Annotated in this window: 19 protein-coding genes; 10 read left to right on the top strand and 9 right to left on the bottom strand. The window is 72.6% G+C overall.

Annotation, left to right across the window (positions count from 1 at the left end; translation table 11 throughout):
- Window positions 1–114: 114 nt before the first annotated feature.
- Window positions 115–1,212: a LacI family DNA-binding transcriptional regulator gene (locus tag ABT345_RS00620; protein WP_345082926.1), complete on the top strand. Its 1,098-nt coding sequence runs from the start codon at window positions 115–117 to the stop codon at window positions 1,210–1,212.
- Window positions 1,209–2,177 carry a carbohydrate kinase family protein gene (locus tag ABT345_RS00625; protein ID WP_345082929.1) on the top strand — a complete coding sequence of 323 codons (969 nt, stop codon included), beginning with the start codon at window positions 1,209–1,211 and terminating at the stop codon, window positions 2,175–2,177. The genes ABT345_RS00620 and ABT345_RS00625 overlap by 4 nt, the downstream gene beginning before the upstream one ends.
- Before the next feature lie 148 nt (window positions 2,178–2,325).
- Here ABT345_RS00625 and uvrA read toward each other — a convergent pair whose 3' ends face one another.
- Together uvrA and ABT345_RS00635 are read right to left on the bottom strand one after the other, a co-directional pair.
- Window positions 2,326–5,349 carry an excinuclease ABC subunit UvrA gene (uvrA, locus tag ABT345_RS00630; protein ID WP_345082931.1) on the bottom strand — a complete coding sequence of 1,008 codons (3,024 nt, stop codon included), beginning with the start codon at window positions 5,347–5,349 and terminating at the stop codon, window positions 2,326–2,328.
- A gap of 263 nt (window positions 5,350–5,612) precedes the next feature.
- Window positions 5,613–6,314, bottom strand: coding sequence for a TetR/AcrR family transcriptional regulator (locus ABT345_RS00635; protein WP_345082934.1), 702 nt, complete (start codon window positions 6,312–6,314; stop codon window positions 5,613–5,615).
- A gap of 75 nt (window positions 6,315–6,389) precedes the next feature.
- Here ABT345_RS00635 and ABT345_RS00640 point away from each other — a divergent pair, with 75 nt between their 5' ends.
- From ABT345_RS00640 to ABT345_RS00650, 3 genes are all read left to right on the top strand, one after another.
- Window positions 6,390–7,976, top strand: a complete 1,587-nt coding sequence (locus ABT345_RS00640) for an FAD-dependent oxidoreductase (protein ID WP_345082937.1) — start codon at window positions 6,390–6,392, stop codon at window positions 7,974–7,976.
- Between the two features lie 252 nt (window positions 7,977–8,228).
- A complete protein-coding gene (locus tag ABT345_RS00645; protein WP_345082940.1) occupies window positions 8,229–8,960 on the top strand; it encodes a maleylpyruvate isomerase family mycothiol-dependent enzyme in 732 nt (243 codons plus the stop codon).
- 9 nt (window positions 8,961–8,969) lie between these two features.
- Entirely contained in the window at window positions 8,970–9,626 is a 657-nt protein-coding gene (locus tag ABT345_RS00650; protein WP_345082942.1) for an MBL fold metallo-hydrolase, read from the top strand.
- A gap of 96 nt (window positions 9,627–9,722) precedes the next feature.
- Here the strand turns inward: ABT345_RS00650 and ABT345_RS00655 are convergent, their stop codons facing one another.
- Complete coding sequence (locus ABT345_RS00655) at window positions 9,723–10,706, bottom strand: TerC family protein (RefSeq protein ID WP_345082944.1); 984 nt, start codon at window positions 10,704–10,706, stop codon at window positions 9,723–9,725.
- Between the two features lie 273 nt (window positions 10,707–10,979).
- Window positions 10,980–13,115, bottom strand: coding sequence for an excinuclease ABC subunit UvrB (gene uvrB, locus ABT345_RS00660; RefSeq protein ID WP_345082947.1), 2,136 nt, complete (start codon window positions 13,113–13,115; stop codon window positions 10,980–10,982).
- A gap of 654 nt (window positions 13,116–13,769) precedes the next feature.
- On the opposite strand from uvrB, the gene ABT345_RS00665 reads away from it, so the two are divergent.
- From ABT345_RS00665 to ABT345_RS00675, 3 genes are all read left to right on the top strand, one after another.
- Entirely contained in the window at window positions 13,770–14,654 is an 885-nt protein-coding gene (locus tag ABT345_RS00665; RefSeq protein WP_345082950.1) for a glycerophosphodiester phosphodiesterase, read from the top strand.
- A 91-nt stretch (window positions 14,655–14,745) separates the two neighbouring features.
- Window positions 14,746–15,324, top strand: a complete 579-nt coding sequence (locus tag ABT345_RS00670; protein WP_345082953.1) for a methylated-DNA--[protein]-cysteine S-methyltransferase — start codon at window positions 14,746–14,748, stop codon at window positions 15,322–15,324.
- 37 nt (window positions 15,325–15,361) lie between these two features.
- Window positions 15,362–15,904, top strand: a complete 543-nt coding sequence (locus tag ABT345_RS00675) for a DUF1697 domain-containing protein (protein ID WP_345082956.1) — start codon at window positions 15,362–15,364, stop codon at window positions 15,902–15,904.
- Window positions 15,905–16,006: 102 nt separating this feature from the next.
- Here ABT345_RS00675 and ABT345_RS00680 read toward each other — a convergent pair whose 3' ends face one another.
- Entirely contained in the window at window positions 16,007–16,468 is a 462-nt protein-coding gene (locus ABT345_RS00680) for a type II toxin-antitoxin system PemK/MazF family toxin (RefSeq protein ID WP_345082959.1), read from the bottom strand.
- A 139-nt stretch (window positions 16,469–16,607) separates the two neighbouring features.
- On the opposite strand from ABT345_RS00680, the gene ABT345_RS00685 reads away from it, so the two are divergent.
- On the top strand, window positions 16,608–18,038 hold the full coding sequence (locus tag ABT345_RS00685; protein ID WP_345082962.1) for a WGR domain-containing protein: 1,431 nt from the start codon (window positions 16,608–16,610) through the stop codon (window positions 18,036–18,038).
- A 37-nt stretch (window positions 18,039–18,075) separates the two neighbouring features.
- Here the strand turns inward: ABT345_RS00685 and ABT345_RS00690 are convergent, their stop codons facing one another.
- The 4 genes from ABT345_RS00690 to ABT345_RS00705 form a co-directional block, all read right to left on the bottom strand.
- A complete protein-coding gene (locus ABT345_RS00690) occupies window positions 18,076–18,714 on the bottom strand; it encodes a nucleoside/nucleotide kinase family protein (protein ID WP_345082965.1) in 639 nt (212 codons plus the stop codon).
- A gap of 41 nt (window positions 18,715–18,755) precedes the next feature.
- On the bottom strand, window positions 18,756–19,196 hold the full coding sequence (locus ABT345_RS00695) for a hypothetical protein (RefSeq protein ID WP_345082968.1): 441 nt from the start codon (window positions 19,194–19,196) through the stop codon (window positions 18,756–18,758).
- Window positions 19,197–19,347: 151 nt separating this feature from the next.
- Window positions 19,348–20,268 (bottom strand): IclR family transcriptional regulator domain-containing protein, encoded by a 921-nt coding sequence (locus ABT345_RS00700; protein WP_345082971.1) that lies wholly within the window; start codon window positions 20,266–20,268, stop codon window positions 19,348–19,350.
- A gap of 123 nt (window positions 20,269–20,391) precedes the next feature.
- Entirely contained in the window at window positions 20,392–21,366 is a 975-nt protein-coding gene (locus ABT345_RS00705) for a quinone oxidoreductase family protein (protein WP_345082975.1), read from the bottom strand.
- Between the two features lie 714 nt (window positions 21,367–22,080).
- Here ABT345_RS00705 and ABT345_RS00710 point away from each other — a divergent pair.
- A complete protein-coding gene (locus ABT345_RS00710) occupies window positions 22,081–23,658 on the top strand; it encodes an FAD-dependent monooxygenase (RefSeq protein WP_345082978.1) in 1,578 nt (525 codons plus the stop codon).
- Window positions 23,659–23,692: the final 34 nt, after the last annotated feature.

Here is a 23,692-nt window from a genome sequence, read left to right on the forward strand (position 1 = left end):
CTGCGGGGCGCCCGGAGCCCGGCCGCGCGCCCCCTCGGTCCCGTAGGGGCCCGGCCGTACCAGGACCGTCGCGGCACCCGGCCGCGGCGCCGCATGTGGGGAAGGAAGAGCCCGATGACGACGATGGTGGACGTGGCGCGGCACGCGGGGGTCTCCGTCGCCACGGTGTCGCACGTCCTGAACGACACCCGCCCGGTGCGCGAGGCCACCCGCGCCGCGGTGCTCCGCGCCATCGACGAACTCGGCTACACCCACAACACCCTGGCCCGTTCGCTGGTGACCGCGCGGACCCGCTCGATCGGGCTGGCGGTCTCCGCGATCAGCAACCCGTACTTCACCGAGATCCTCCAGGGCGTCGAGGCGGGCGCGCTGGAGGCGGGGTACGGCCTGCTCCTGGCCGATCCGCACGACGATCCCGGCCATGAGCGGAAGGTCGTCCAGCTGCTGCACGAGCGGCGGGTCGACGGCATGATCGTCGCGCCGTCCGCCGAGCCCTCGGAGATGGTCGGCTATCTGACCCGCCGGTCCGTGCCCACCGTCTTCCTGGACCGGCTGGTCGGCGACGCACACGATCAGGTGTGCGCGGATAACACGGCACCCATGCGGCAACTCGTCGAACATCTCGCCGATCTGGGGCACACCCGTATCGGGCTGATCGCCGGGCTGCCGGGGCTGAGCACCACCACCGAACGCGTCGCGGGATACCGCGCGGCGCTGCGCTCGCGCGGACTGCCCCACGACCCCGGGCTGCTGGCGGGCGGCAACTCCGAGGCGGCGGGCGCCGAGGCCGCCACCCATCAGGTGCTGAGCGCCGAGCATCCGCCGACCGCCCTGGTCACCGCCAACAACGCGATGACCATCGGCGCCCTGCGCGCGCTGGGCAGCCGTGGCCTGCGGGTCCCCGACGACGTGGCGCTGGCCTGCTTCGACGACTTCTCCTGGGCCGATCTGTTCACGCCCCGGCTGACCGCCGTCGCCCAGCCCGGCCGGGAGATCGGGGCGGCGGCGGTCCGGCTGCTGCTGGACCGGCTGGCCGATCCGGACCGGACGCCGCGCACCCTGCGCCTGCCGTGCACGCTGGTGCACCGCACCTCGTGCGGCTGCCCCGAACTCCCCCGCGGCGCCGCCGGAGCCCGACCGGGCACGGCACCGCCGGCCGCTCCGGCCACCGAGGAAGGGAACATCCCCGTGGACGAAAGGAACACCCCGTGATCGTTGTCGCCGGTGAGGCACTGATCGATCTCGTCCCCGGGCCGCGGGGCGATGCCGCGGAGGACGGGCTTCCCACGCTGCTGCCCCGGCGCGGCGGCGGCCCGTACAACACCGCCGTCGCCCTGGGACGGCTCGGCTCCGCGGCCGGCTTCTGCTCACGGATCTCCCGGGACGCGTTCGGGGTCTCACTGCTCGGCGGGTTGTCCGCGGCCGGGGTGGACGCCGGGCTGGTGCAGCGCGGCGACGAGCCGACGACGCTGGCCGTGGCGGACATCGGCACGGACGGTTCGGCGGGCTACGGCTTCTACGCCGGGGGCACCGCCGACCGGCTGTTCACCGTGCCGGACGCGCTGCCGCCGTCGGTCCGCGCGCTCTCCTTCGGCACCTGCTCGCTGGTGCTGGAGCCGGGCGCGACGGCATACGAGACGCTGCTGCGCCGCGAGGCCGGGCGCGGGGTGTTCACCGCGCTGGACCCGAACATCCGGCCCGGTCTGATCCCCGACCCCGCGGCCTACCGCGCCCGGTTCCGCTCCTGGCTCCCGTCCGTGACGCTGCTGAAGCTGTCGGAGGAGGACGCGCGGTGGCTCGCGGGCGCCGGGGCGGGGCACGCCGACGGGGACGGTGCCGTGGTGGAGTCCGCGGTGCGGGAGTGGCTGGCCGCCGGGCCCGCCGCGGTGGTGCTGACCCGGGGCGCCGACGGGCTGACGGTCCGGACGCGGGACGGCTCCGCGGTGTCGGTGCCCGGTGTGCGGGTCCCGGTGGTGGACACCATCGGTGCGGGCGACACCGTGAACGCGGCGCTGCTGCACCGGCTCGGCGTCCATGACGCGCTCTCCCGGCCGGCGGTGGCCGCGCTCGCTGCGGACGACTGGCGCGACATCCTCGCCTTCGCGGCCCGCGCGGCCGCCGTCACCTGCACCCGCGCGGGGGCGGAGCCACCGTGGGCCGCGGAGTTGGAGCGGTAGCGCGTATGCGGGCGGCCCCCTGGTGACGGACGGGGCGGCCCGGCCCTGCGGCGGCCCGCCCGGCCCCGAGCGGCGATACGCAGCGGGCCGCCGCCCTCGTCCGCTCCGGGGAGCGGACGAGGGCGGCGGCCCGGGTGCCGACGAGGCGTCAGGAGGCCCGGCGGGCCCTGGTGGTCGTCTTCTTCGCGGCGGTCTTCTTGGCCGTGGTCTTCGCCGCGGTCTTCTTCGCGGTGGCCTTGGTGGCGGTGGCCTTGGCTGCGGTCTTCCGGACCGCCGCCTTCCTCGCCGCCGCGGGGGCGACCGAGGTGGCGGCGTCGACGGCGTCGCCGGCCCGGTCGCCGAGGATCTCCCGCAGGAACTTGCCGGTGTGGCTGGCCGGGACCGCGGCGATCTGCTCCGGGGTGCCCTCGGCGACGATCATGCCGCCGCCGTTGCCGCCCTCGGGGCCCATGTCGACGATCCAGTCGGCGGTCTTGATCACATCGAGGTTGTGCTCGATGACGATGACCGTGTTGCCCTTGTCGACCAGCCCGGACAGCACCGTGATCAGCTTGCTGATGTCGTCGAAGTGCAGCCCGGTGGTGGGCTCGTCGAGGACGTAGACCGTGCGGCCCGTGGACCGCTTCTGGAGTTCGCTGGCCAGCTTGACGCGCTGCGCCTCACCGCCGGAGAGGGTCGGCGCGGACTGGCCGAGGCGGACATAGCCCAGACCGACGTCGTGCAGCGTCCGGAGATGACGGGCGATGGCCGGCACCGCCTCGAAGAAGGTCAGCGCCTCCTCGATGGGCATGTCCAGCACCTCGGCGATGGACTTGCCCTTGTAGTGCACCTCCAGCGTCTCGCGGTTGTAGCGCGCGCCGTGGCAGACCTCGCACGGCACGTACACGTCCGGCAGGAAGTTCATCTCGATCTTGATGGTGCCGTCGCCCGAGCAGTTCTCGCAGCGGCCGCCCTTGACGTTGAAGGAGAAACGCCCCGGCAGATAGCCGCGGACCTTCGCCTCCATCGTCTCCGCGAAGAGCTTGCGGATGTTGTCGAACACCCCGGTGTACGTCGCGGGGTTGGAGCGCGGCGTACGGCCGATGGGCGACTGGTCGACGTGGACCACCTTGTCGACGAGGTCGTCGCCGTCCACCCGGGTGTGCCGTCCGGGCACCGCCTTGGCGCCGTTCAGCTCGCGCGCCAGGTGGGTGTAGAGGATGTCGTTGACCAGCGTGGACTTGCCGGAGCCGGAGACTCCGGTGACGGCGGTCAGCACGCCCAGCGGGAAGGAGGCGTCGATGTCGCGGAGGTTGTTCTCCTTGGCACCGTGCACCGTCAGCTGCCGGGCCGGGTCGACCGGTCGGCGGATCTCCGGCGTGGCGATGGACCGCCGTCCGGAGAGGTACTGGCCGGTGATCGACTCCTTGTTGGACAGCAGCTCCTTCATGGGACCGCTGTGCACGACCTTGCCGCCGTGCTCACCGGCGCCGGGGCCGATGTCCACGACCCAGTCGGCGACCTTGATGGTGTCCTCGTCGTGCTCGACGACGATCAGGGTGTTGCCCATGTCGCGCAGCCGGACCAGCGTCTCGATCAGCCGGTGGTTGTCGCGCTGGTGGAGGCCGATCGACGGTTCGTCGAGGACGTAGAGGACGCCGACCAGACCGGAGCCGATCTGGGTGGCGAGCCGGATGCGCTGGGCCTCGCCGCCGGAGAGGGTGCCCGCGGCGCGGTTGAGCGAGAGGTAGTCCAGGCCGACGTCGACCAGGAACTTCAGCCGCTCGTTGACCTCCTTGAGGACCCGCTCGGCGATCTTCTTCTCACGGGCGTTGAGCGTCATGTCGCGCAGGAAGTCGGCGCAGTCGCTGATCGACATGGCCGCGACCTCGGCGATCGACCGGCCCTGCACGGTGACCGCGAGGACGATCGGCTTCAGCCGGGTGCCCTCACACGTCGGGCAGGGCACCTCGCGCATGTAGCCCTCGAAGCGCTCGCGGCTGCTGTCGCTCTCCGCCTCGCTGTGACGCCGCTTGACGAACGGAACGGCGCCCTCGAACGGCGTGGTGTAGGCGCGCTCGCGGCCGTAGCGGTTGCGGTAGCGGACCTCGATCTGCGTGCGGTGGCCGTTGAGCAGGGCCTTCTTGGCGCGCTGCGGCAGCCCGGCCCACGGGATGTCGGTACGGAAACCGAGGGCATCGGCGAGGGCGCCGACCAGGCGGCCGAAGTACTCCTTGGTGTGACCGTGCGACCAGGGGTGGATGGCACCCTCGTCGAGCGAGCGCTCCTCGTCCGGGACGATCAGCTCCGGGTCGACCTCCATCCGGGTGCCGATGCCGGTGCAGTCCGGGCAGGCGCCGAAGGGGGAGTTGAAGGAGAAGGAGCGCGGCTCCAGCTCCTCGAAGGAGAGGTCGTCGTAGGCGCAGTAGAGGTGCTCGGAGTACATCCGCTCGCGCTGCGGGTCGTCGGCGTCCAGATCGACGAAGTCGAGGATGACCATGCCGCCGGAGAGCCCGAGGGCGGTCTCGACGGAGTCGGTCAGCCGGCGCTTGGCGGACTCCTTCACCGTCAGGCGGTCGACGACCACCTCGATGGTGTGCTTCTCCTGCTTCTTCAGCTTCGGCGGCTCGGCGAGCTGGATCGTCTCGCCGTCGACCCGGGCACGGCTGTACCCCTTGGTCTGGAGGTCGGCGAAGAGGTCGACGAACTCGCCCTTGCGCTCCCGCACCAGCGGCGAGAGGACCTGGAAGCGGCTGCCCTCGGGCAGCTCCAGCACCTTGTCGACGATGGCCTGGGGCGACTGCCGGGCGATCGGGCGGCCGCACTCGGGGCAGTGCGGCTTGCCGATCCGCGCGAAGAGGAGGCGGAGGTAGTCGTAGACCTCGGTGATGGTGCCGACCGTCGAGCGGGGGTTGCGGGACGTCGACTTCTGGTCGATGGAGACCGCGGGGGACAGGCCCTCGATGAAGTCCACATCGGGCTTGTCCATCTGCCCGAGGAACTGCCGGGCGTAGGAGGAGAGCGACTCGACGTAGCGCCGCTGCCCCTCGGCGAAGATCGTGTCGAAGGCGAGCGAGGACTTGCCCGACCCGGAGAGCCCGGTGAAGACGATGAGGGAGTCGCGGGGGAGGTCGAGCGAGACGTTACGGAGATTGTGCTCGCGAGCGCCACGGACGATGAGACGGTCGGCCACGCCGGTCGGCACCTTTCTGGAGTGGGCGGGGAGCCGCGGTACCGCGTCCGCCGCTCGGTGATGAGCAGAGGCGGCGGAGCGGAGCGGAACCCCTTCCCAGGGTATGGGGACCGCCACGGCACTGTCTGAGTGATGCCACACACGAGCCTATAGCACGCGCATTCGATTTCCGGTCGTCGTTGCCCCGCTTCACCCGAACGTGTGGCGGCGCCGAATCCTTCCCGATCACCGCCGCACAGGTCCCCCGACCGCACCCCCGCAGGTCAGCCCCGGCGCCGGGGCGGGCCGAGCACCGGCAGGGCCCGTTCCAGCGCGTCGAAGGTCCGCTCCAGCACCGCCGCCTGCTCAACGGCGACCGCCTCCGCGGGGTCACCGTCGAGCTGCCGCCGCACCGCCGTCGCATACGCGGCCCGCCAGCCGGCGGCGATCAGCGCGGCGGCGATCCGGGGCTCGGGATCGCCGGGCGCCGCACCGGCGGCCCGCCGCAGCTCCGCCGCGAGCAGCTCCTCCAGCTCCTCCAGCACCTCACGGCCCCGGGCCCGCAGCGCGGGCGAGTCGAGGACCGTCCGCCAGAAGCGCCCGAACCCCTCCCCCACCCTCGTCAGCGGATGCCCGGACGCCACCAGCCCGGTGGCGAGCCGCCGCAGCGCGGCGAGCGGCGTCTCGCCCGGCCCCCGGTCGCGTACCGCGCGGACGAGCATCTCGGCGGCCTCCGGGACGCGGTCGAGGAAGAGGTCCTCCTTGCGCGGGAAGTAGTTGAAGACCGTCATCGCGGAGACCTCGGCGGCGCGCGCCACCTCGGCGACAGTGACCTGCTCGAAGCCGTGCTCGACGAACAGCCGGGTCGCCTCGCCGGAGATCCGCCGCCGCGTCCGCCGCTTCTTGCGCTCCCGCAGCGAGAGCCCCGCCTCCTCCGGGTCCACGCCCGCCGCCCCGCCCCGGTCCGCTGCTTCCTTCGCACTCATACGCAATATTTTACTTGCCATATTTTTTTAGTGACTACATTCTTTCCTCGACAGCGACACGGACAGGGGTGGGGCATGCGTACGGACACCACAGCGGTCACCGGACCGGGCACGGAGGCGGAGGTCGTCATCGCGGGCGGCGGGCCGGTGGGGCTGATGCTGGCCTGCGAACTCGCGCTGGCGAAGGTGGACGTCGTGGTCCTGGAGCGGCTGACGGAGGTGGACACCACCATCAAGGCCGGGGCGATCAACACGCCGACCGCGGAGTCCCTCTACCGGCGCGGGCTGCTGCCCGCGCTGGAGGAGGTGCAACGTGCGGGCCTGGAGCGGTTCGCGTCGTTCCTGCGGCAGCGGGCGGCCGACGGCGCGGACGGCGTCGCACCCGCGCCGCGCTTCGCCGGGCACTTCGCAGGGATCATGCTCCGCGGCGATCTCCTGGACGCCGAGGACCCCGACTTCCACGCCGCCGGGCCCGCCGACGGCATCGGGTTCGTCCCGCAGGACGCCGTGGAGCGCCTGCTCGCCGAGCGCGCCGCCGAACTGGGGGTCACCGTGCACCGCGGGGTGGAGCTGACCGGTTTCGACGCCGCGGACGACGAGGTGACCGTCCGCACCACCGACGGGGTGCTGCGCGCCGGCTGGCTGGTCGGCTGCGACGGCGGGCGCAGCACGGTCCGCCGCCTGGCGGGCTTCCCGTTCCCGGGCACCGCACCGGAGATCACCGGCCATCAGGCGCTCGTCGAGATGACCGGCGGCGAGGGGCTGAAGGCCGGGTGGAACGGCACGGACACCGGCATCTACGCGCACGGGCCGGTGCCGGGGCGGATCCTGACCGTGGAGTTCGACGGCCCGCCGGCCGACCGCGGGGCGCCGGTCACCGCCGCGGAGCTGCAGGCGTCGCTGCGGCACACCTCGGGTGTCGACGTCACGGTCACCAAGGTGCACTCGGCGACCCGCTTCACCGACAACGCCCGGCAGGTCCCGGACTACCGCAGGGGCCGGGTGCTGCTGGCGGGGGACGCCGCCCATGTGCACGCACCCTTCGGCGGCCAGGGGCTGAACCTCGGGATCGGCGACGCCGTCAACCTCGGCTGGAAGCTCGCCGCGACGGTCCGGGGGTGGGCCCCGGAGGGCCTGTTGGACACGTACACCGCGGAGCGGCATCCGCTCGGTGCCTGGGTGCTGGACTGGACGCGGGCCCAGGTGGCGCTGATGCGGCCGGAGTCGCACGCCCGGGCGCTGCGCGCCGTCCTCACGGAGCTGGCCGGGACCGCCGGCGCGACCACCTTCTTCGTCAAGCGGATCTCCGGCGTCCGGCACCGCCTCGATCTGCCCGGCGACCATCCGCTGATCGGCCGCAGCGCCCCCGACCTGGAGTTCTCCGACGGCACCCGGCTCGGTGACCGGTTGTGTGCCGGGGGCGGTCTGCTGCTCGACCTGACGGACGACTCCGCGCTGCGCGCCCGCGCCGCCGGCTACGCGGACCGGCTGCGGGTGCTGACCGTCCGCCCCACCGGGCCCGCCCCCGCCGCGCTGCTGATACGCCCCGACGGCTGCACGGCATGGGCGGTGGACGCCGCTCCGGGCTCCGCTGCGCCGCTGGACGGGCTGGACGACGCGTTGCACCGATGGTTCGGCGTGCCGTGTGAAGGCGCGATGTAGCGGCGCACCCGGTGGCCGGCGGGGCGCACCCCTTCGGAAGGGGGCGCACTCCGGTACGCCGCGCGCGGCGCTCCTTCCGCGGCCGATCGGCCGCGGAAGGAGCGCCGGGCCTGGTGGGCCGTGGCGCCGCGGTCTCACGGTGCCGGGCACACACCCGGGGCGCACCGGTCTCGTCCCGGGGCGCGCGGGGGCGCGGTGTGGCCGGTTCCGGTGGTCTCCCGCAGTCGCGCCTGCGGCGCTAGCGTCAGGGGCATGACCGATACCGCGCCTGATTTCGCGCATGATGTGGCCGCCGTCCACGAGGCCACCGAGCGGCTGCTCACCGCCGTCGCCGGTCTCGACGACGCCGCGGTCACCGAACCGTCCCTGCTCCCCGGCTGGACCCGCGGCCACGTCCTGGCCCATCTGTCCCGCAACGCCGACGCCCTGGTCAACCTCCTCACCTGGGCCCGGACGGACGTCCCCACCCCGATGTACGTCGACGCGGCGACCCGGGACGCCGACATCCGGCGGGACGCGGGCCGCCCGCTGGCGGCGCAGCTGGACGATCTGCGGGCGAGCGGGGACCGGTTCACCGCCGCGGCACGGGCGCTCCCGGCGGACCGGCGGGACTTCCGGGTCGAGATGCGCAACGGCGTGGTGGAGCGCGCCGACCGGCTGCCGCTGCGGCGGCTCGGCGAGGTGGAGCTGCACCACGTCGACCTGGGGATCGGCTACACCCTCGACCGGCTGCCCGCCGCCTTCGTCGCCGCCGAGCTGGACTTCCTGACCGGTGTGAAGTTCGCGGGACACCCGGGGCTCCCGGCCCTGGAGCTGCGGACCGCGGACGGACGCCCGCGGCGCACCGGTCGCACCACCGAGGGGACCGCGCCGCTGGTGGTGACGGGCCCGGCCACGGCGCTGCTCGGGTGGCTCACCGGGCGCGCCGAGGGGGACGAGCTGACCGCCGACGGCGGCGCGCTGCCTGTCGTACCCCCGCTCTAAGCTGGCGTCATGGCCTACAGCGGAGCAGTGAAGGTCGGCGGACCGGCCGACGTGCACGAGCTGACCGACCTGATGATCTCGAAGGTCGCGGTCGGTCCGACGAACAACAACGCCTACGTCCTGCGGTGCCGGGCGACCGATGAGCAGCTGCTGATCGATGCGGCGGCGGAGCCGCACACGCTGCTCACCCTGATCGGCGACAGCGGACTCGCCTCGGTGGTCACCACGCACCGGCACGGCGACCACTGGGGCGCCCTGCGCGAGGTGGTCGACGCGACGGGCGCGCGGACGTACGCCGGGCGGTACGACGCCGAGGGCATCCCGGTGCCCACGGACGTGCCGGTCGAGGACGGCGACGTCCTGCGCGTCGGTCAGGTGGAGCTGACCGCGCGGCATCTGGTCGGCCACACCCCGGGCAGCATCGCGTTGATCTACGACGACCCGCACGGCGCCCCCCATGTGTTCACCGGGGACTGCCTCTTCCCCGGTGGCGTCGGGAACACCTGGGGCGATGCGCAGCACTTCGCCACCCTGATCGACGGCGTACAGCACAAGCTCTTCGACCAACTCCCCGACGAGACGTGGGTCTATCCGGGGCACGGCGCCGACACCACGCTGGGCGCGGAGCGGCCGCATCTCACCGAGTGGCGCGAGCGCGGCTGGTAGCCGGCTGACGGCGGGCCCCGCACCCGGGAGTGCGGGGTCCGCCGTGCCGTCCGGTGGCGGGCCCCGTCGCGCTCCGCCCCCGTACGGCGCGGCCGGTCAGACGCCTGCGGTCTCCGACGGCTCCGTCTCCCGCTCCGCCTGCTTCCGGCTGGCCAGCAGGCTGGTGACGGTGGTGACGACGAGGACGGTGCAGATCACGCCCAGCGAGACCGGGATGCTGATCTCCGGCACCGCGACCCCCGATTCGTGCAGCGCGTGCAGCACCAGCTTCACCCCGATGAAGCCGAGGATGACCGACAGGCCGTACGAGAGGTGGACCAGCTTCTTGAGCAGTCCGCCGATCAGGAAGTAGAGCTGCCGCAGCCCCATCAGGGCGAAGGCGTTGGCCGTGAAGACGATGTACGGGTCCTGGGTGAGGCCGAAGATCGCCGGTATGGAGTCCAGGGCGAAGAGGACGTCGGTGGTGCCGATCGCCAGCATGACGACCAGCATCGGCGTCATCAGCCGCCTGCCGTTCTCGATGACGAACAGCTTCGTGCCGTGGTACGCACCGGTTGACGGGAAGCGCTTCCCGACGGTCTTCAGGAAGCGGTTCTCCTCGAACTCCTCTTCCTCCTCATCCGCCATGGCCTCCTTGACGAGCTTCCACGCGGTCCAGATGAGGAACGCGCCGAAGAGGTAGAAGACCCAGGAGAAGTTGGCGACGATCGCGGCGCCGGCACCGATGAATCCGGCCCGCAGCACGAGCGCGATCAGCACGCCGACCATCAGCACCCGCTGCTGGTAGATCGACGGCACCGCGAACTTCGCCATGATCAGGACGAAGACGAAGAGGTTGTCGACGCTCAGGGATTTCTCGGTGATGAAGCCGGCGAAGAATTCACCGGCCGGACCGGAGCCGCCGAACAGCAGCAGTCCGAGCCCGAAGAGCGCGGCGAGCGTCACCCAGACGCCGGTCCAGATTCCGGCCTCCTTGAGGGAGACCTCGTGCGGGGTGCGGCCGCCGATGAAGAAATCGGCGGCGATCAGGGCGCCGAGACCAAGGATGGTCAGCGCCCACAGGGTCAGGGAAACGTCCACTGCTCCTCCGGCAGAGTCGTACGGCACATAACAGCGTCGTGGCTGCCGGAGGTCTCTTCCGCCCGGTGCCCGAAGGCCACCGGACCGACGCCCCGGGATCTCGTCACACTCGTGATCCGTGATGACGGGGACGTCGTGGCAGGAATACTCCCCTCCGCGGAGCAAGAGTAAAGCACTGCCAAGGGAAAGTAAATGAAAAGGTAAAATTGCTGGTGGGATGGGGTGCGCTGCCACGCCGGCGGATGCCCGACGCGGCAGCGCGACGCCCGGCGATCAGCTCACCCCGGCCTCCCGCATCTGGCGCAGCTCCTTCTTCAGCTCGCCCACCTCGTCCCGGAGCCGGGCCGCGACCTCGAACTGCAGATCCGCGGCGGCCGCCCGCATCCGCTCGGTCATCTCCTCGATCAGCTCGGCCAGCTCGGCGGCGGGCCGGTCGGTCGGTGTCGCGCCCTTGCCCGCCTTGGCGCGCTTGCCGCCCTTCGCCGCCTTGCCGCCCAGCTCCGGGACGGGAGCCTTGGCCGGCGCCCCGGCGTCGCCCTTGCGATAGCCCGTCCCCAGCAGTTCCTGGGTGTCGATCTCCTCGCGCGCGAGGGTGGCCACGATGTCGCCGATCTTCTTCCGCAGCGGCTGCGGGTCGATCCCGTGGGCCTTGTTGTAGACGAGCTGCTTCTCGCGGCGGCGGTTGGTCTCGTCAATCGCCCGCTCCATCGCCGGGGTGATCTTGTCGGCGTACATATGGACCTGGCCGGAGACGTTCCGTGCCGCGCGCCCGATCGTCTGGATCAGCGCGGAACCGGACCGCAGGAAGCCCTCCTTGTCGGCGTCGAGGATGGAGACCAGGGAGACCTCCGGGAGGTCCAGCCCCTCGCGGAGGAGGTTGATGCCGACCAGGACGTCGTACTCGCCCGCCCGCAGCTCGCGCAGCAGCTCCACCCGGCGCAGGGTGTCCACGTCACTGTGGAGGTAGCGGACCTGGATGCCCAGCTCCAGGAAGTAGTCCGTGAGGTCCTCGGCCATCTTCTTGGTGAGGGTCGTGACCAGGACCCGCTCGTCCTTCTCGGTCCGCGCCCGGATCTCGTGGACCAGGTCGTCGATCTGCCCGTCGGTGGGCTTGACCACCACCTCCGGGTCCACCAGCCCCGTCGGGCGGATGATCTGCTCCACGAAGCCGTCGCCCCGCGCCAGCTCGTACTTGCCCGGGGTCGCCGAGAGGTAGACCGTCTGGCCGACGCGCTCCAGGAACTCCTCCCACTTCAGCGGGCGGTTGTCCATGGCGGACGGCAGCCGGAAGCCGTGCTCGACAAGGGTCCGCTTGCGCGAGGCGTCGCCCTCGTACATCGCGCCGATCTGCGGCACCGTCACATGCGACTCGTCGATGACCAGCAGGAAGTCATCGGGGAAGTAGTCCAGCAGGGTGTTCGGCGCGGAGCCGGGCTCGCGGCCGTCCATGTGCATGGAGTAGTTCTCGATGCCGGAGCAGGAGCCGACCTGGCGCATCATCTCGATGTCGTAGGTCGTGCGCATCCGCAGCCGCTGGGCCTCCAGGTGCTTGCCCTGCTTCTCCATGGTGGCGAGGCTGTCGGCCAGCTCCGCCTCGATGCCGGCGATGGCGCGCTCCATGCGCTCGGGACCGGCGATGTAGTGGCTGGCGGGGAAGACGTACAGCTCCTGGTCCTCGCTGATAACCTCGCCGGTCAGCGGGTGGAGGGTGGACAGCGCCTCCACCTCGTCGCCGAACATCTCGATCCGGACGGCCAGCTCCTCGTAGACCGGGAAGATCTCGATGGTGTCCCCGCGCACCCGGAAGGTGCCGCGGGTGAACGCCACGTCATTGCGCGTGTACTGGATGTCGACGAAGCGGCGCAGCAACTGATCGCGGTCGATCTCGTCGCCGACCTTGAGCGGGACCATACGGTCGACGTACTCCTGCGGCGTACCCAGGCCGTAGATGCAGGAGACCGAGGCGACCACGACGACGTCCCGCCGCGTGAGCAGGGAATTCGTCGCGGAGTGGCGCAGCCGCTCGACCTCCTCGTTGATCGAGGAGTCCTTCTCGATGTACGTATCGGACTGCGGGACGTACGCCTCGGGTTGGTAGTAGTCGTAGTAGGAGACGAAGTACTCGACGGCGTTGTTCGGCAGCAGCTCGCGGAACTCGTTGGCGAGCTGGGCCGCGAGGGTCTTGTTGGGCGCCATGACGAGCGTCGGGCGCTGCAGCTTCTCGATCATCCACGCGGTGGTCGCCGACTTGCCGGTGCCGGTCGCGCCCAGCAGGACGACGTCCTTCTCACCGCCGCGGATGCGCTGCTCCAGCTCGGCGATGGCCGTCGGCTGGTCGCCGCTGGGCTGATAGGGGCTGACGACCTCGAAAGGCGCCACCGTGCGTTCGATCTTCGATACGGGCCGCATGGAATCCACCGTACGACCCCCCACTGACATCCGGCCGGGAAACCTGTCCGACCAGGACTTTCTTCCGCTCGGCGCGGCTCGCGCCGGGAGGCGGCCGGGCCCGGGGAGGGGCCTGGGTGATCATCGGGCCCGGGCGTGCCTCCGGCCCCGGCCGCACGCCCGTACGAGGAAGGGGCGGACCGCGGGGAGGCGCACCGGCACCGGCAGGGGCACGGCCGGCGCCTGAGCCGTCCGGAGCCGTGCGGTGAGGGCCGGCCCGTCCGGCCCCGTGAGCCCCGTCCGCCCCCATGGCCGCTCCGCTCCCCGCCCGGCTTCCGGAATCGCATGCTCCGGAGTTCCGGGAAGACCAAAACCGGTCACGGGCACGAAGGGTGACGAACCGTCGGCCGGGATGCGGGTTCGCCGTCACTCCGGCAAGTTGGACGGCGCCGGAGCGTCCATCTGTTGCATGGCGATTCCGGACAACCTGTCACCGCGCGTCTCAAACACGGAACACCGGCCACTTCTCGTTCAATCTCTGTCCATCCCTCGCCTCCCTCTCCGTACCCCCCGGCTGCGAACCTCTGGCCGTCCGGCACGGCGTCAGGCCACGTCACACCCGTTCCTCGCACACCTCACACCCGGTCACGTCCACGACGTCCACGAGGAGTCCGTATGCGTCTTCGCACCGCCGCCACCGCCCTCTCCGGCGCACTCCTGGGTCTGTCCACGCTCGTCCTCCCCCCAGCCACCGCACAGGCAGCCACCGCCGGCCACAGAACCGTGACGGTCGCCCACCGCGGCGCCCCCACCCACGCGCCCGAGAACACCCTGGCCTCCATCGACGAGGCCCGCCGGCGCGGCTCCCGCTGGGTGGAGAACGACGTGCAGCGCACCAAGGACGGTCAGCTGATCGTCATGCACGACACGACGCTCAACCGGACGACCGACGTCGAGAAGGTGTTCCCGGACCGCGCGCCCTGGAAGGTCGCCGACTTCACGCTCAACGAGATCAAGAAGCTGGACGCGGGCAGCTGGTTCGACGCGAAGTTCACCGGCGAGCGGGTGCCCACCCTCAAGCAGTACATGAACGCGGTCACCCACAACCACCAGCGGCTCCTGCTGGAGCTGAAGTCCCCGGAGCTGTACCCGGGCATCGAGCTGCAGGTCCTGTCCCAGCTGCGCCGCCAGGGGTGGCTCGACCGTGACCACGTCAAGAACCGTCTGATCGTCCAGAGCTTCAACGGCGACTCGGTGAAGACCGTCCACCTGCTGCGGCCGGACATCAAGACCGGGTTCCTCGGCAACCCGACCGTCGCCCAGCTGCCCGAGTACGCGCGGTTCTGCGACCAGATCAACCCCTCGTACACGGTGACCACCCCGGAGTACATCAAGGCGGTGCACGCGCTGCGCGGGCCGCACGGGCGCCCGATGGAGGTCTACACCTGGACCGTCGACAACACCGCCACGGCGGTGAAGCTCGCCGGGGCCGGTGCGGACGGCGTCATCAGCAACACCGCGGACACCATCCGCGCCGCACTGCGCAAGAACGGTCTCTGACCTGTTCGCACGGCCCGGCGGGCGGATTCGGGACGCGGTTCCCGGATCCGCCCGCGGCCGTGTTGTCGGTGCCACGCCCTACGCTGAAGGCGTGACGGATGCAGCGCACGAAGATGCAGCGCAGGAATCAGCGCAGACCCCGCGGCGCGACTGGGCGTGGACACGGACGGACTCCCCCATCGGACCGCTGCTGCTCGCCGCGACGGAGCGGGGGCTGGCTCAGGTGACCCTCCACGCCGGCGAGCGGACGACCCGGCGGACCCTGGCCCGGCTGGAAGGGATCTTCGGCACGGCGCCGCGCGCGGAGATATCCCATCTGCCCCTGGTGGTGGCGGAGCTGGCGGCGTACTTCTCCGGTGCGTCGACGGCCTTCACCGTGCCGCTGGACTGGTCGCTGACCTCGGGGTTCAACGCCCGGGTACTCCATGAGCTCGCCGCGGGCGTGCCGTACGGCAGTGTCGTCAGCTATCAGGACCTCGCCGACCGGGTCGGTGAGCCGGGCGGCGCGCGGGCGGTCGGCGCGGCGATGGGCGCCAATCCGCTGTCCCTCGTCGTCCCCTGCCACCGGGTGGTGGCCAGCGACGGCGGCATCGGCGGGTTCGGCGGCGGTCTGGAGGCCAAGCGCATCCTGCTGGCCCTGGAAGGCGTCCTGCCCGCTCCCCTGTTCTGACCGAGCGGCCGCGAGCGGGCGCACGAAAGGCGGCACCATGTCCACGCAGATCGCGCTGTTGCGCGGCATCAACGTCGGAGGGCACAACGCCTTCCCCAAGGCCCGCCAGCTGGAGCTGGCACGGTCGCTGGGGCTGCGGGAGGTCACCGTCCTGCTGCAGACGGGCAACCTCGTCTTCGCCGATCCGGGCACGCCGCCCGAGGAGACCGCACGCCTGCTGCGGGAGCGGATCCTCGCCGATCTGGGACTGACGGTGCCGGTGGTGGTCCGCACCGGTGCGGAGTTCGCCGCGAGTGTCGCGGCGAATCCGTACCCGCAGGCGGTGGCGGAGCCGCGGACCCTGCACGTCACGTTCCTGTCCGGGGCGCCCGGTGACACCTCGCGGCTGGACGCCCTGGACGAGGCGGCGTTCGCCCCGGACAGCTTCCGGCTGCTCGGGCGGGAGCTGTATCTGCACTGCCCGGACGGCATCGGCCGCTCCAGGCTCGCACAGGCGGTGGGCCGGGTCCCGCTCGGTGTCGTCGCCACCTCCCGGAACTGGAACACCGTGACCAAGATCCTGGCGCTGACCGGGGCCTGACCTGCGCTTCCGGGCCGCCCCGGTCATTCCGGGCCGGCACCGGGCACCGCCCGCCGTGACCGGCCGCCGGCCGCGTGGCCGGTCACGGCGGTCCCGAACGGTTCAGCGCCAGCCGTAGCGCTCCTGCAGCCGCCGTGCGACGAGACCGAAGCGGCCCCGGTCCAGGGCGCACGCCTCCCGGCGCATCCCCTCGGGGTGCAGCCGCAGGACCCGGTCCAGGTCGACCCAGGAGTCGCGGCCCGCGCGGTCCCACGGCCCGGCGCCGATGGCTATCCACTCCCGGTCCTGGTCGTGCGGCTTGCTGGACAGCCGCACGGCGAGCAGCGTGCCCGCCGCCTCCCGGGCGACCACCAGCACCGGGCGGTCCTTGCCCCGCCCGTCTCCTTCCTCGTACGGCACCCAGGTCCACACGATCTCGCCCGGGTCCGGGTCGCGGTCGGGGTCGGGCGCGTACGACATCCGTACGGCGCCGACGGAGGCGGGCAGGGCGTCCGTCGTCGCGTGAGGGCCGTGGCTGCCGGGGAGCGCCGGGCTGTCGCCGGTCGCATGGTTCGAAAACGTCACGGGCTCACGCTAACGGCAGCCCCGTGAACACCCGTCAGGGGCCGTGCGCAGGCCGCGGCCAGGGCCCGTTGTCAGTGGTCGGCCGTACGGTTTTCAGCAGCGGGGAAGGTCAGCGGGACCGCCCGGGGAGGGGATCGCCATGTCTGCATCCACGACGTATCTGGAGCTGTCCCAGGAGGGCGGCGGAGCCCACAAGTTCTACGAGGTGTCGGTGAGCGGCACGGAGGTCGCGGTCCGCTACGGGCGGATCGGCGCGGCAGGTCAGTCGCAGCGCTCGACGTTCCCGACGGTGGAGAAGGCACAGGCGGCGGCAGCCAAGAAGATCGGCGAAAAGGTCCGCAAGGGGTACGCCCCGGCGGTCCAGGGGCAGCGCGCGGCCCGGCCGGTGACGCGCCGCCAGGTCACCTCGGCGCCGTCGACGGCGCGTGTGGTCGCCCCCGTCCTGTGGCGGTTCCGCACCGGCTCCGCCGCGTTCGGCATCCACGTCGACGCCGACCGCTGCTGGGTCGGCAATCAGAACGGCGACGTCCACACCCTGGGCCACGACGGCGAGGTGCTGGCCCGCTATCAGCTCCCGGCGGGCGTCAAGTGCCTGGTGGCGGACGACTTCTGGATCTACGCGGGCTGCGACGACGGCTCGGTGTACGACCTCTCCTCGAAGCTGCCGTTCGCCGCGTACGACATCGCCCCCGACGTCGACATCTTCTGGCTGGACATCCGCGAGGGCATCCTCCATGTCGCGGACCGCGACGGCGGTCTGACGGTCATCGACCACGAGGACGAGTACCAGTGGTCGCGCCGCAGCAGCGGCAGCGCCGCCTGGATGGTGCGCCGCGACGACCGCGCCGTCCACCACGGCCACAGCCGCGGTGTGACCGCGTACGCCGCCGACGGCAGCCGGGAGCTGTGGCACACGCCCACCCAGGGCGCGGTGCTCTTCGGCTGGCAGGAGGACGCCTCGGTCTACGCCGGCACCGACCGTCGCGTGGTGCAGCGGCTGGCGAAGCAGGACGGCTCGATCGAGGCGACGTACGCCTGCGACACGGTCGTCTACTCCTGCGCCACGGCGCCGGGCGGCCGCTACGTCTTCGCGGGCGACTCGGCCTCCTCGGTGTACTGCTTCGCCGCCGACGGCACCCGGCTGTGGAAGCTCGGCACCGGCGGCGGCTCCGCCCTGTCGATGCAGTACCTCGACGAGAAGCTGTACATGGTGACCACCGACGGTTCGCTGGTCTGCGTGGACGCGAGCGACGCCGCCGTGGCGGCCGCCCGGGCCGGTACGGTCCCGGTCGCCCGGGACGTGAAGTCGGCCGCCGCGCTGCCCACCTACACCCCGTCGGCCGCGGTGCAGACGGTGACGGCCACCGCCGCCTCCGGCATCGTCGTGGAGTGCGTCCAGGAGAGCGGGCGGCTGCGGGTGCACGTCGTGTCGGACGGCTTCGAACCGTCCTGGAACGTGCAGTTCCCCCGTCACATACGCCGCCCCGGAGCGCGCTACGTCGTCGACGGCCTCGCGCCGGCGTCGGGGGGCTTCTACCGCGTGCGGGGCGAGATCCGGCAGCTGGTCTGAGCCGGGCCCCGGCACGGAGCACCCCGCGGCGCCCGGCTCAGACCGGTCCGTTCCAGGCCGGCCGGCGCGCATCGTCGGCCCGTACGACGACATCCGCGGCATCGGCCGGGCGGGTCTCGTCCTCGTAGCGCGCGAAGGCCGGCAGCGTCCACCGCTCCCCCGGCGGGGTACGGCGGGCGAGGGCCGCGGCGGACAGCTCCAGGTGCACCGTGAGATCGAAGGGGAACCAATGGCCGAGCAGCAGCGGCCCGTGCAGCAGCAGTACCCCGCCCGGCGGCAGTGCCACGTAGTCGCTGCGGGTGGCCCGGTCGGCGACCGGGTCCCACAGATCCGGCAGCACCCGCCCGGTATCGCCGGCGTCCAGCGGCTGGAACACCTCCCGCCACAGGGCACGCCGGTCGAACCACTCGTCGTGGTAGGCGTCCGGGTCGGTGTGCCCGTACTCCAGCCGCAGCGAGGCGGGGCGGAGGAAACCGTGGGCGTCGACGCACCGGGCCGCCCGGCCGCGCAGCCGCAGCGCCTCTGCCAGCCGTCCGGCGAGCTGTTCCGGCTCGGCGGCGGGCGCGCCGTCGACGGCGATCCGCAGCCAGGGGCCGCCGTCCGGCGCCGGGGTGGCGGCGATGCGCTCGGCGAGCGCATCGGTCAGTCGTTCCCAGGTGATCGGTTGGAGCCGCACCCCGCCATTGTGCATGTCGACGGGGCGCGGCCTCCCGGGGATCAGCGCGGGGAGGGCCCGTTCCCGCTGGTGAGCTCGGAGATCACCCCGGCCTGGATCACGACGCCCTGCTGCATGGTGCCGCTCATGGAGTTGTGCACATCGCGGACCGACACCCCCTCCGGCGCGGGCCGCCACTCCTCCTCCAGGGCGGCCAACTCCCCGGCGGCGTCCGGATCCTCGCGCAGCAGGCGGCGCAGCTGCCCCCGCCAGGCGGCGAGGACATCGGCGGCCGACTCCTCGTCCCCGTCCTGCCGGGCCGTGAGCAGATCGTCCCGCGACGCATCGAGTTCGCCCCGCAGCGTCTCCTCGTCATCCGTGCCGCGACGCCGGGCGAGGAAGGCGGCGAACCGCCCCCGCACCTGCGTCCAGCCGTCGGTCGCCATCTGCTGTACGAGCGCCGTCGCCCCGGCCGTCGCGAGTGCCGTCAACTCCGCGTCCATCGGTTCCCCTTGTCCCCGTTGCCGTTCCGGTGCCGCCGTCGGCACGGCGGCCGTCCGACCGTACGCCGCGCCGCGCTCCCGCGTCACGGCATCCGGCCCGCCGGGCGGCGGGCCGGCACCGCGACTTCCCGGGGTGGTGCCGGGCGGCGGCTCAGGCCTCGTCGGCCGAAGGACGGGCCGCGCCGTGGCGGCTGAGTTCGGCCGCCGCCTCCTTCGTCGCCTCGATGTAGGCCTCCGGCGCCTCCGGCATCACCGGCTTTGGCTTGAGCAGCAGCACCGACCCCATGATGGCGCCGTCCCAGATGATGGGCGCCGCACAGGAGTTCCACCCGGCCATGCACTCCTCGTAGCCCAGGGCGTGGCCGACGTCGCGGACCTCGGCCAGGGAGGCGCTCAGCGCGTCGTTGTCCCGGTAGACACCGGGTCCGGCCTGGTCGGGCACGGGCTCGGCCAGCACCCGCTGCTGCACCTTCTGCGGCAGGTACGCGAGGATCGTCCGGCCGGAGGCACCGGTGCGCAGCGAGCGCGTCACGGACAGCACATCGCGGGTCGTCATGCCGAGTTCGGCGAGGTCGGAGTCGCCGACGGCCATGTCGACGCACTGCCGCTGCGCCCCCGAGAACGGCGCCACCATGTAGAGGAACACCAGGCCGCCGTCGGTGGCCATCCGCAGTTCGCGCAGCACCGTCTGTGCGGCGGCGCCGTCGAGGCGATGATCGAGGGCGGTGAAGGCGAGCTGGGCCGTCGAGGTGCGCAGCCGGTAGAGGCCGCGGTCGACGCGCTCGAAGATCCGCTGGTAGATGCCGGACTGCAGGATGCGGTAGACGACGGAGTCGTCCAGGCCGGTGAACTCCGCGATCTTGCCGGGCCCGTGGGCGGAGCCGCCGAGCTCGGCGAAGGCGGCCTGGACGAGGAAAACCCGCTCCGCATGGCCGGATCCTGTCGCCCGTGCGGTGTCGCGCGGACGGCACACGGGCCTCCTGCGGACGGGAGTGCCCTTCGGGGCCCTGCCCGTGGGCAGGGCGGTGGTCGCCGCCCCGGCGGCGTCGGGCGCGGTGAGGTGGTTGCCCATCGTGTGCTCTCTCCCCTGGCAGTGATCAGCGCCCGCAGGCGCACGGTGGTGGCGGTACCGTCCGCGGCGCCGGGCGGCGCCGGGTGCCGCGGGGCCCGCCGGTGGCGGCCGCCCGGGCCGGTTTCAGATCGTGCTGTCCTCGGCCGCGGTGGAGCGGCGCCTGACGTCGAGCGTGAGCTTCCCGGTGGGGGTACGGGCAGCCAGATCGCGGTGGGCCTGCGCCGCCCGGTCGAGCGGGTAGCGGGCACCGGTGAGCGGGGTGAGGGTGCCGGCCTCGACCGCGTCGAACAGCGCCCGCATCGAGGTGGGCAGGGCGTTGCGGTCGCCGTAGAGCTGCGGCAGCCAGAAGCCGGAGACGGTCAGGGACCGCTCCATCAGGAGGCGGGTGGGCACCTGCGCCATCTCTCCGCTCGCGTAGCCGTAGACCGCGAGGCGGCCGCGCGGGGCAACGGCGTCGAGAGTGCGGTGGAAGGTGTCGCCGCCGGTCATCTCCAGGGCCGCGCGAACGGGCCCGCCGGCGGCGTCCAGGATCCGTTCGGTCAGGTCGTCGGCGGTGGAGTCGACGGCCGCGTGGGCGCCGAGCTCCACGGCGAGCTTCCGCTTCTCCTCGCTGCCGGCGAGGGCGATGACCTTGACCCCGGCGTGCGCGGCGAGCTGGACGGCCAGCGAGCCGACCCCGCCCGCGGCGGCGGGCACCACCAGCGTCTCCCCGGCGGTGACACACAGCGTGGTGAAGAGCAGGTGCCAGGCGCTGTTGCCCTGGAGCGCGAGGGCGACGGCCTGTTCGTCGCCGATGGTGTCGGGGACGTCCCAGGTGACGCGGCGGTGCAGCAGTGCGCGTTCGGCGTAGCCGCCGCCCCGGGACAGCCCGACGACCCGGCGTCCGTCGTCCGTCGTCCCCATCACCTCGTTGCCGGGGATGTACGGCAGGTCGACCGGCGCCAGGTAGGTGTTGCCCCGGACGTGCATGTCCGCGTAGTTGATGCCGGCGAGGCTCACCTCGACCGCCAGATGCCCGGCACGGGGTTCGGGTTCGGGGACGTCCTCGGTCCGCAGCACCTCGGGGCCGCCGAATTCCCGCATCACGATCGCGTGCACGACTCTCCCTCAAGGGTCTCGGTGCTGTGCCCGGACAGGGTAGGCACGCCGCCTGTGTTCGGGCGGCCGTCCGACCATTTCGCGCCAACCCCGGTGGGATTACCGGCCCGTTGTGCCGCGGCAGACGAGAAAGAATGCCGCGGTATCTCTCCACGCGAGAAACTACCCATACGCTTTCTGCCCATTACGTCGTTTTGCATCAGATCTACGCGCCGGTATCCGCGGTGTGGCTCCCGCCCGCCCCTCGGATACTTGTGGGTATCGCATGTGATCTCCGCGGCCTACGATCCGGAGTCGTGTCCGCCGTCGCCAGGCCGGGACGGCCGCGCTCCCCTGGGTTGCGCGCACTCCGCCACGGGGCGGTGTCCGCCCACCGGGTGCGCGACGGGTGGACGACGGGGCGCACCGCCGGGCGGGTTGCGGGGTGTGCACGGGCTGAGGGGGAGTCATGATGCGGAAATCCGTCGGTGTACCGGCGTTCGCGCCGCGGTGTCAGGACGTTCAGCAACCGGAGTTACCCCTGGCGGCGCAGGTCCGCCGCGTGCGCGCGAGGTTGTCCGCCCTCCCGTCGGTGTCGGCCTCCTTCACGGCCGTCTCCGGCGCCGTGCTGGCCGCCGCACGACGACGGACGCGCCCGGCGGCGGTGCCACCGTTCCTTCCGGCGCCCCTCGCCCGCCCGGCCATCGCGCGCACCTGTGGAGAAAGAGGCTGCCCATGAACACGCCGAACGGCATGAGCGGCGGGCTCCACTTCACCCACCCGTATCTCGCCGTGGTGATGGGCGGCGGCGTCGCGGGCATGCTCGCGGCGGCGGCGCTGTCCGGGCACGCCGATGTGGTGGTGGTCGAGGAGGAGACCGTGTCCCGGGGACCGGCGTCGCGGCGTGCGCTCCCTCACCCGCGGCAGGCCTCGCTGCTCACCACCGCAGTTGCCGACACGATCGAGGAGTTGCTGCCCGGCGTGACCGGGCGGCTGCTGGAGGTCGGCGCCCGCAGGTTGCCGCCGGCCGCGGACCTCGCCCCCGCGGCGAGCCGGATCCGGCGCCGGACACCACCCGGCAGCCTCCTGTCCTCCTCCCACGACCTGCTGGAACGAGTGATCCGCGAGCAGGTGCTCACCCTGCCCGGCGTGACCCTCCTCGACGGGACCGAGGCCGAGGGGCTGACGGGCACGCCGGAGGACGTCACGGGCGTACGGATCCGGGAGACGCTCAGCGGCAGAGCCCGGCGGCTCGATGCGGATCTGGTGGTGGATGCCACGGGGCGGCGTTCCCTGACCGCGGAGCACCTGGTCGCCCTGGGGCTGCCGGAGGCCCAGCGGCTGGTCGTGGACGCCGGGTTCACCTGCGCCACCCGCGTCTTCCGCGCCCCCTCCGGCAGCGACACCGCCGCGCTCAGCACGGGCCACGACGCCGGCGGAAGTGCGCTCGGCCGGTACGCAACCCTGGTTCCGATCGAGGACGGCTGCTGGCTGGTGACGCTCGCGGGCGCGCCGGGCGAGGAGCCGTCGCACACCGCCGACCGGTTCGTTCCCTTCGCCCGTGAGGTGGGCGACGGTTCCATCGGGGAACTGATCGCCGGTGCCGAGCCGTTGAGCGAGGTGCGGGTCTCACCACAGGCGACCGGCCACCGGCTCCGGTACGAGGAGCTGGAGTCCTGGCCCACGGGGTTCGTCGTCCTGGGCGATGCCGCGGCCGTGTTCCCGTCCACGCATGACCAGGGGCTGTCGGTCACCGCGCGCGCCGCGGTGGCGTTGCGCGACGGGCTGCACCGCCACGGTCTGGACGATCCGGCGCTGGCCCGGGGCCTGCAGCGGACCGTCGGCCGTCTCGTCCACACGCCGTGGGCGCTCGCCACCGGCCAGGACGTGCGCCGGCCCGGTACCGCGGGGCCGCGCTCCTCGGCCGTCGCCCGCCTCACCCGGGGCTCGGTGCACCGCCTGCTCCGTTCGGCCACGAACCGCCCCTCAGCACGCGACGGCCGCCCGGAACTCACGCCTCCGGCCACGCTCGGCACCCGCCCGGGGCGTTCTCCGCTGTCCGGAGGCCGGTTGCCCGTCGTCTCCCCCCGACCGCTGATCACGCCGCCGCCTTCGTCGTCCCTCCCGTCAACGGCTCTGCCACCGGGCCGTTCGGTCTCCCCTACCGATCCGCTCCCGGGCGGGCCGCGCACCACGGACGGCGAGGCGCCGTCGTCGGCGGACGGAAATCCGCCCCTTCCGCCGGGCCCGCCTCAGCAGCGGCCCCCGCGATCGTCTTCGGGGCCGGGAGGCGAGCCCGCGGCGGAGCGGTGAGGGACGGGCGCCTTCCTGTCTTCCTTCCGCCTCG

The sequence above is a fragment of the Streptomyces sp. NPDC000404 genome, assembly GCF_040300365.1.
Classification (GTDB): domain Bacteria; phylum Actinomycetota; class Actinomycetes; order Streptomycetales; family Streptomycetaceae; genus Streptomyces; species Streptomyces ramulosus.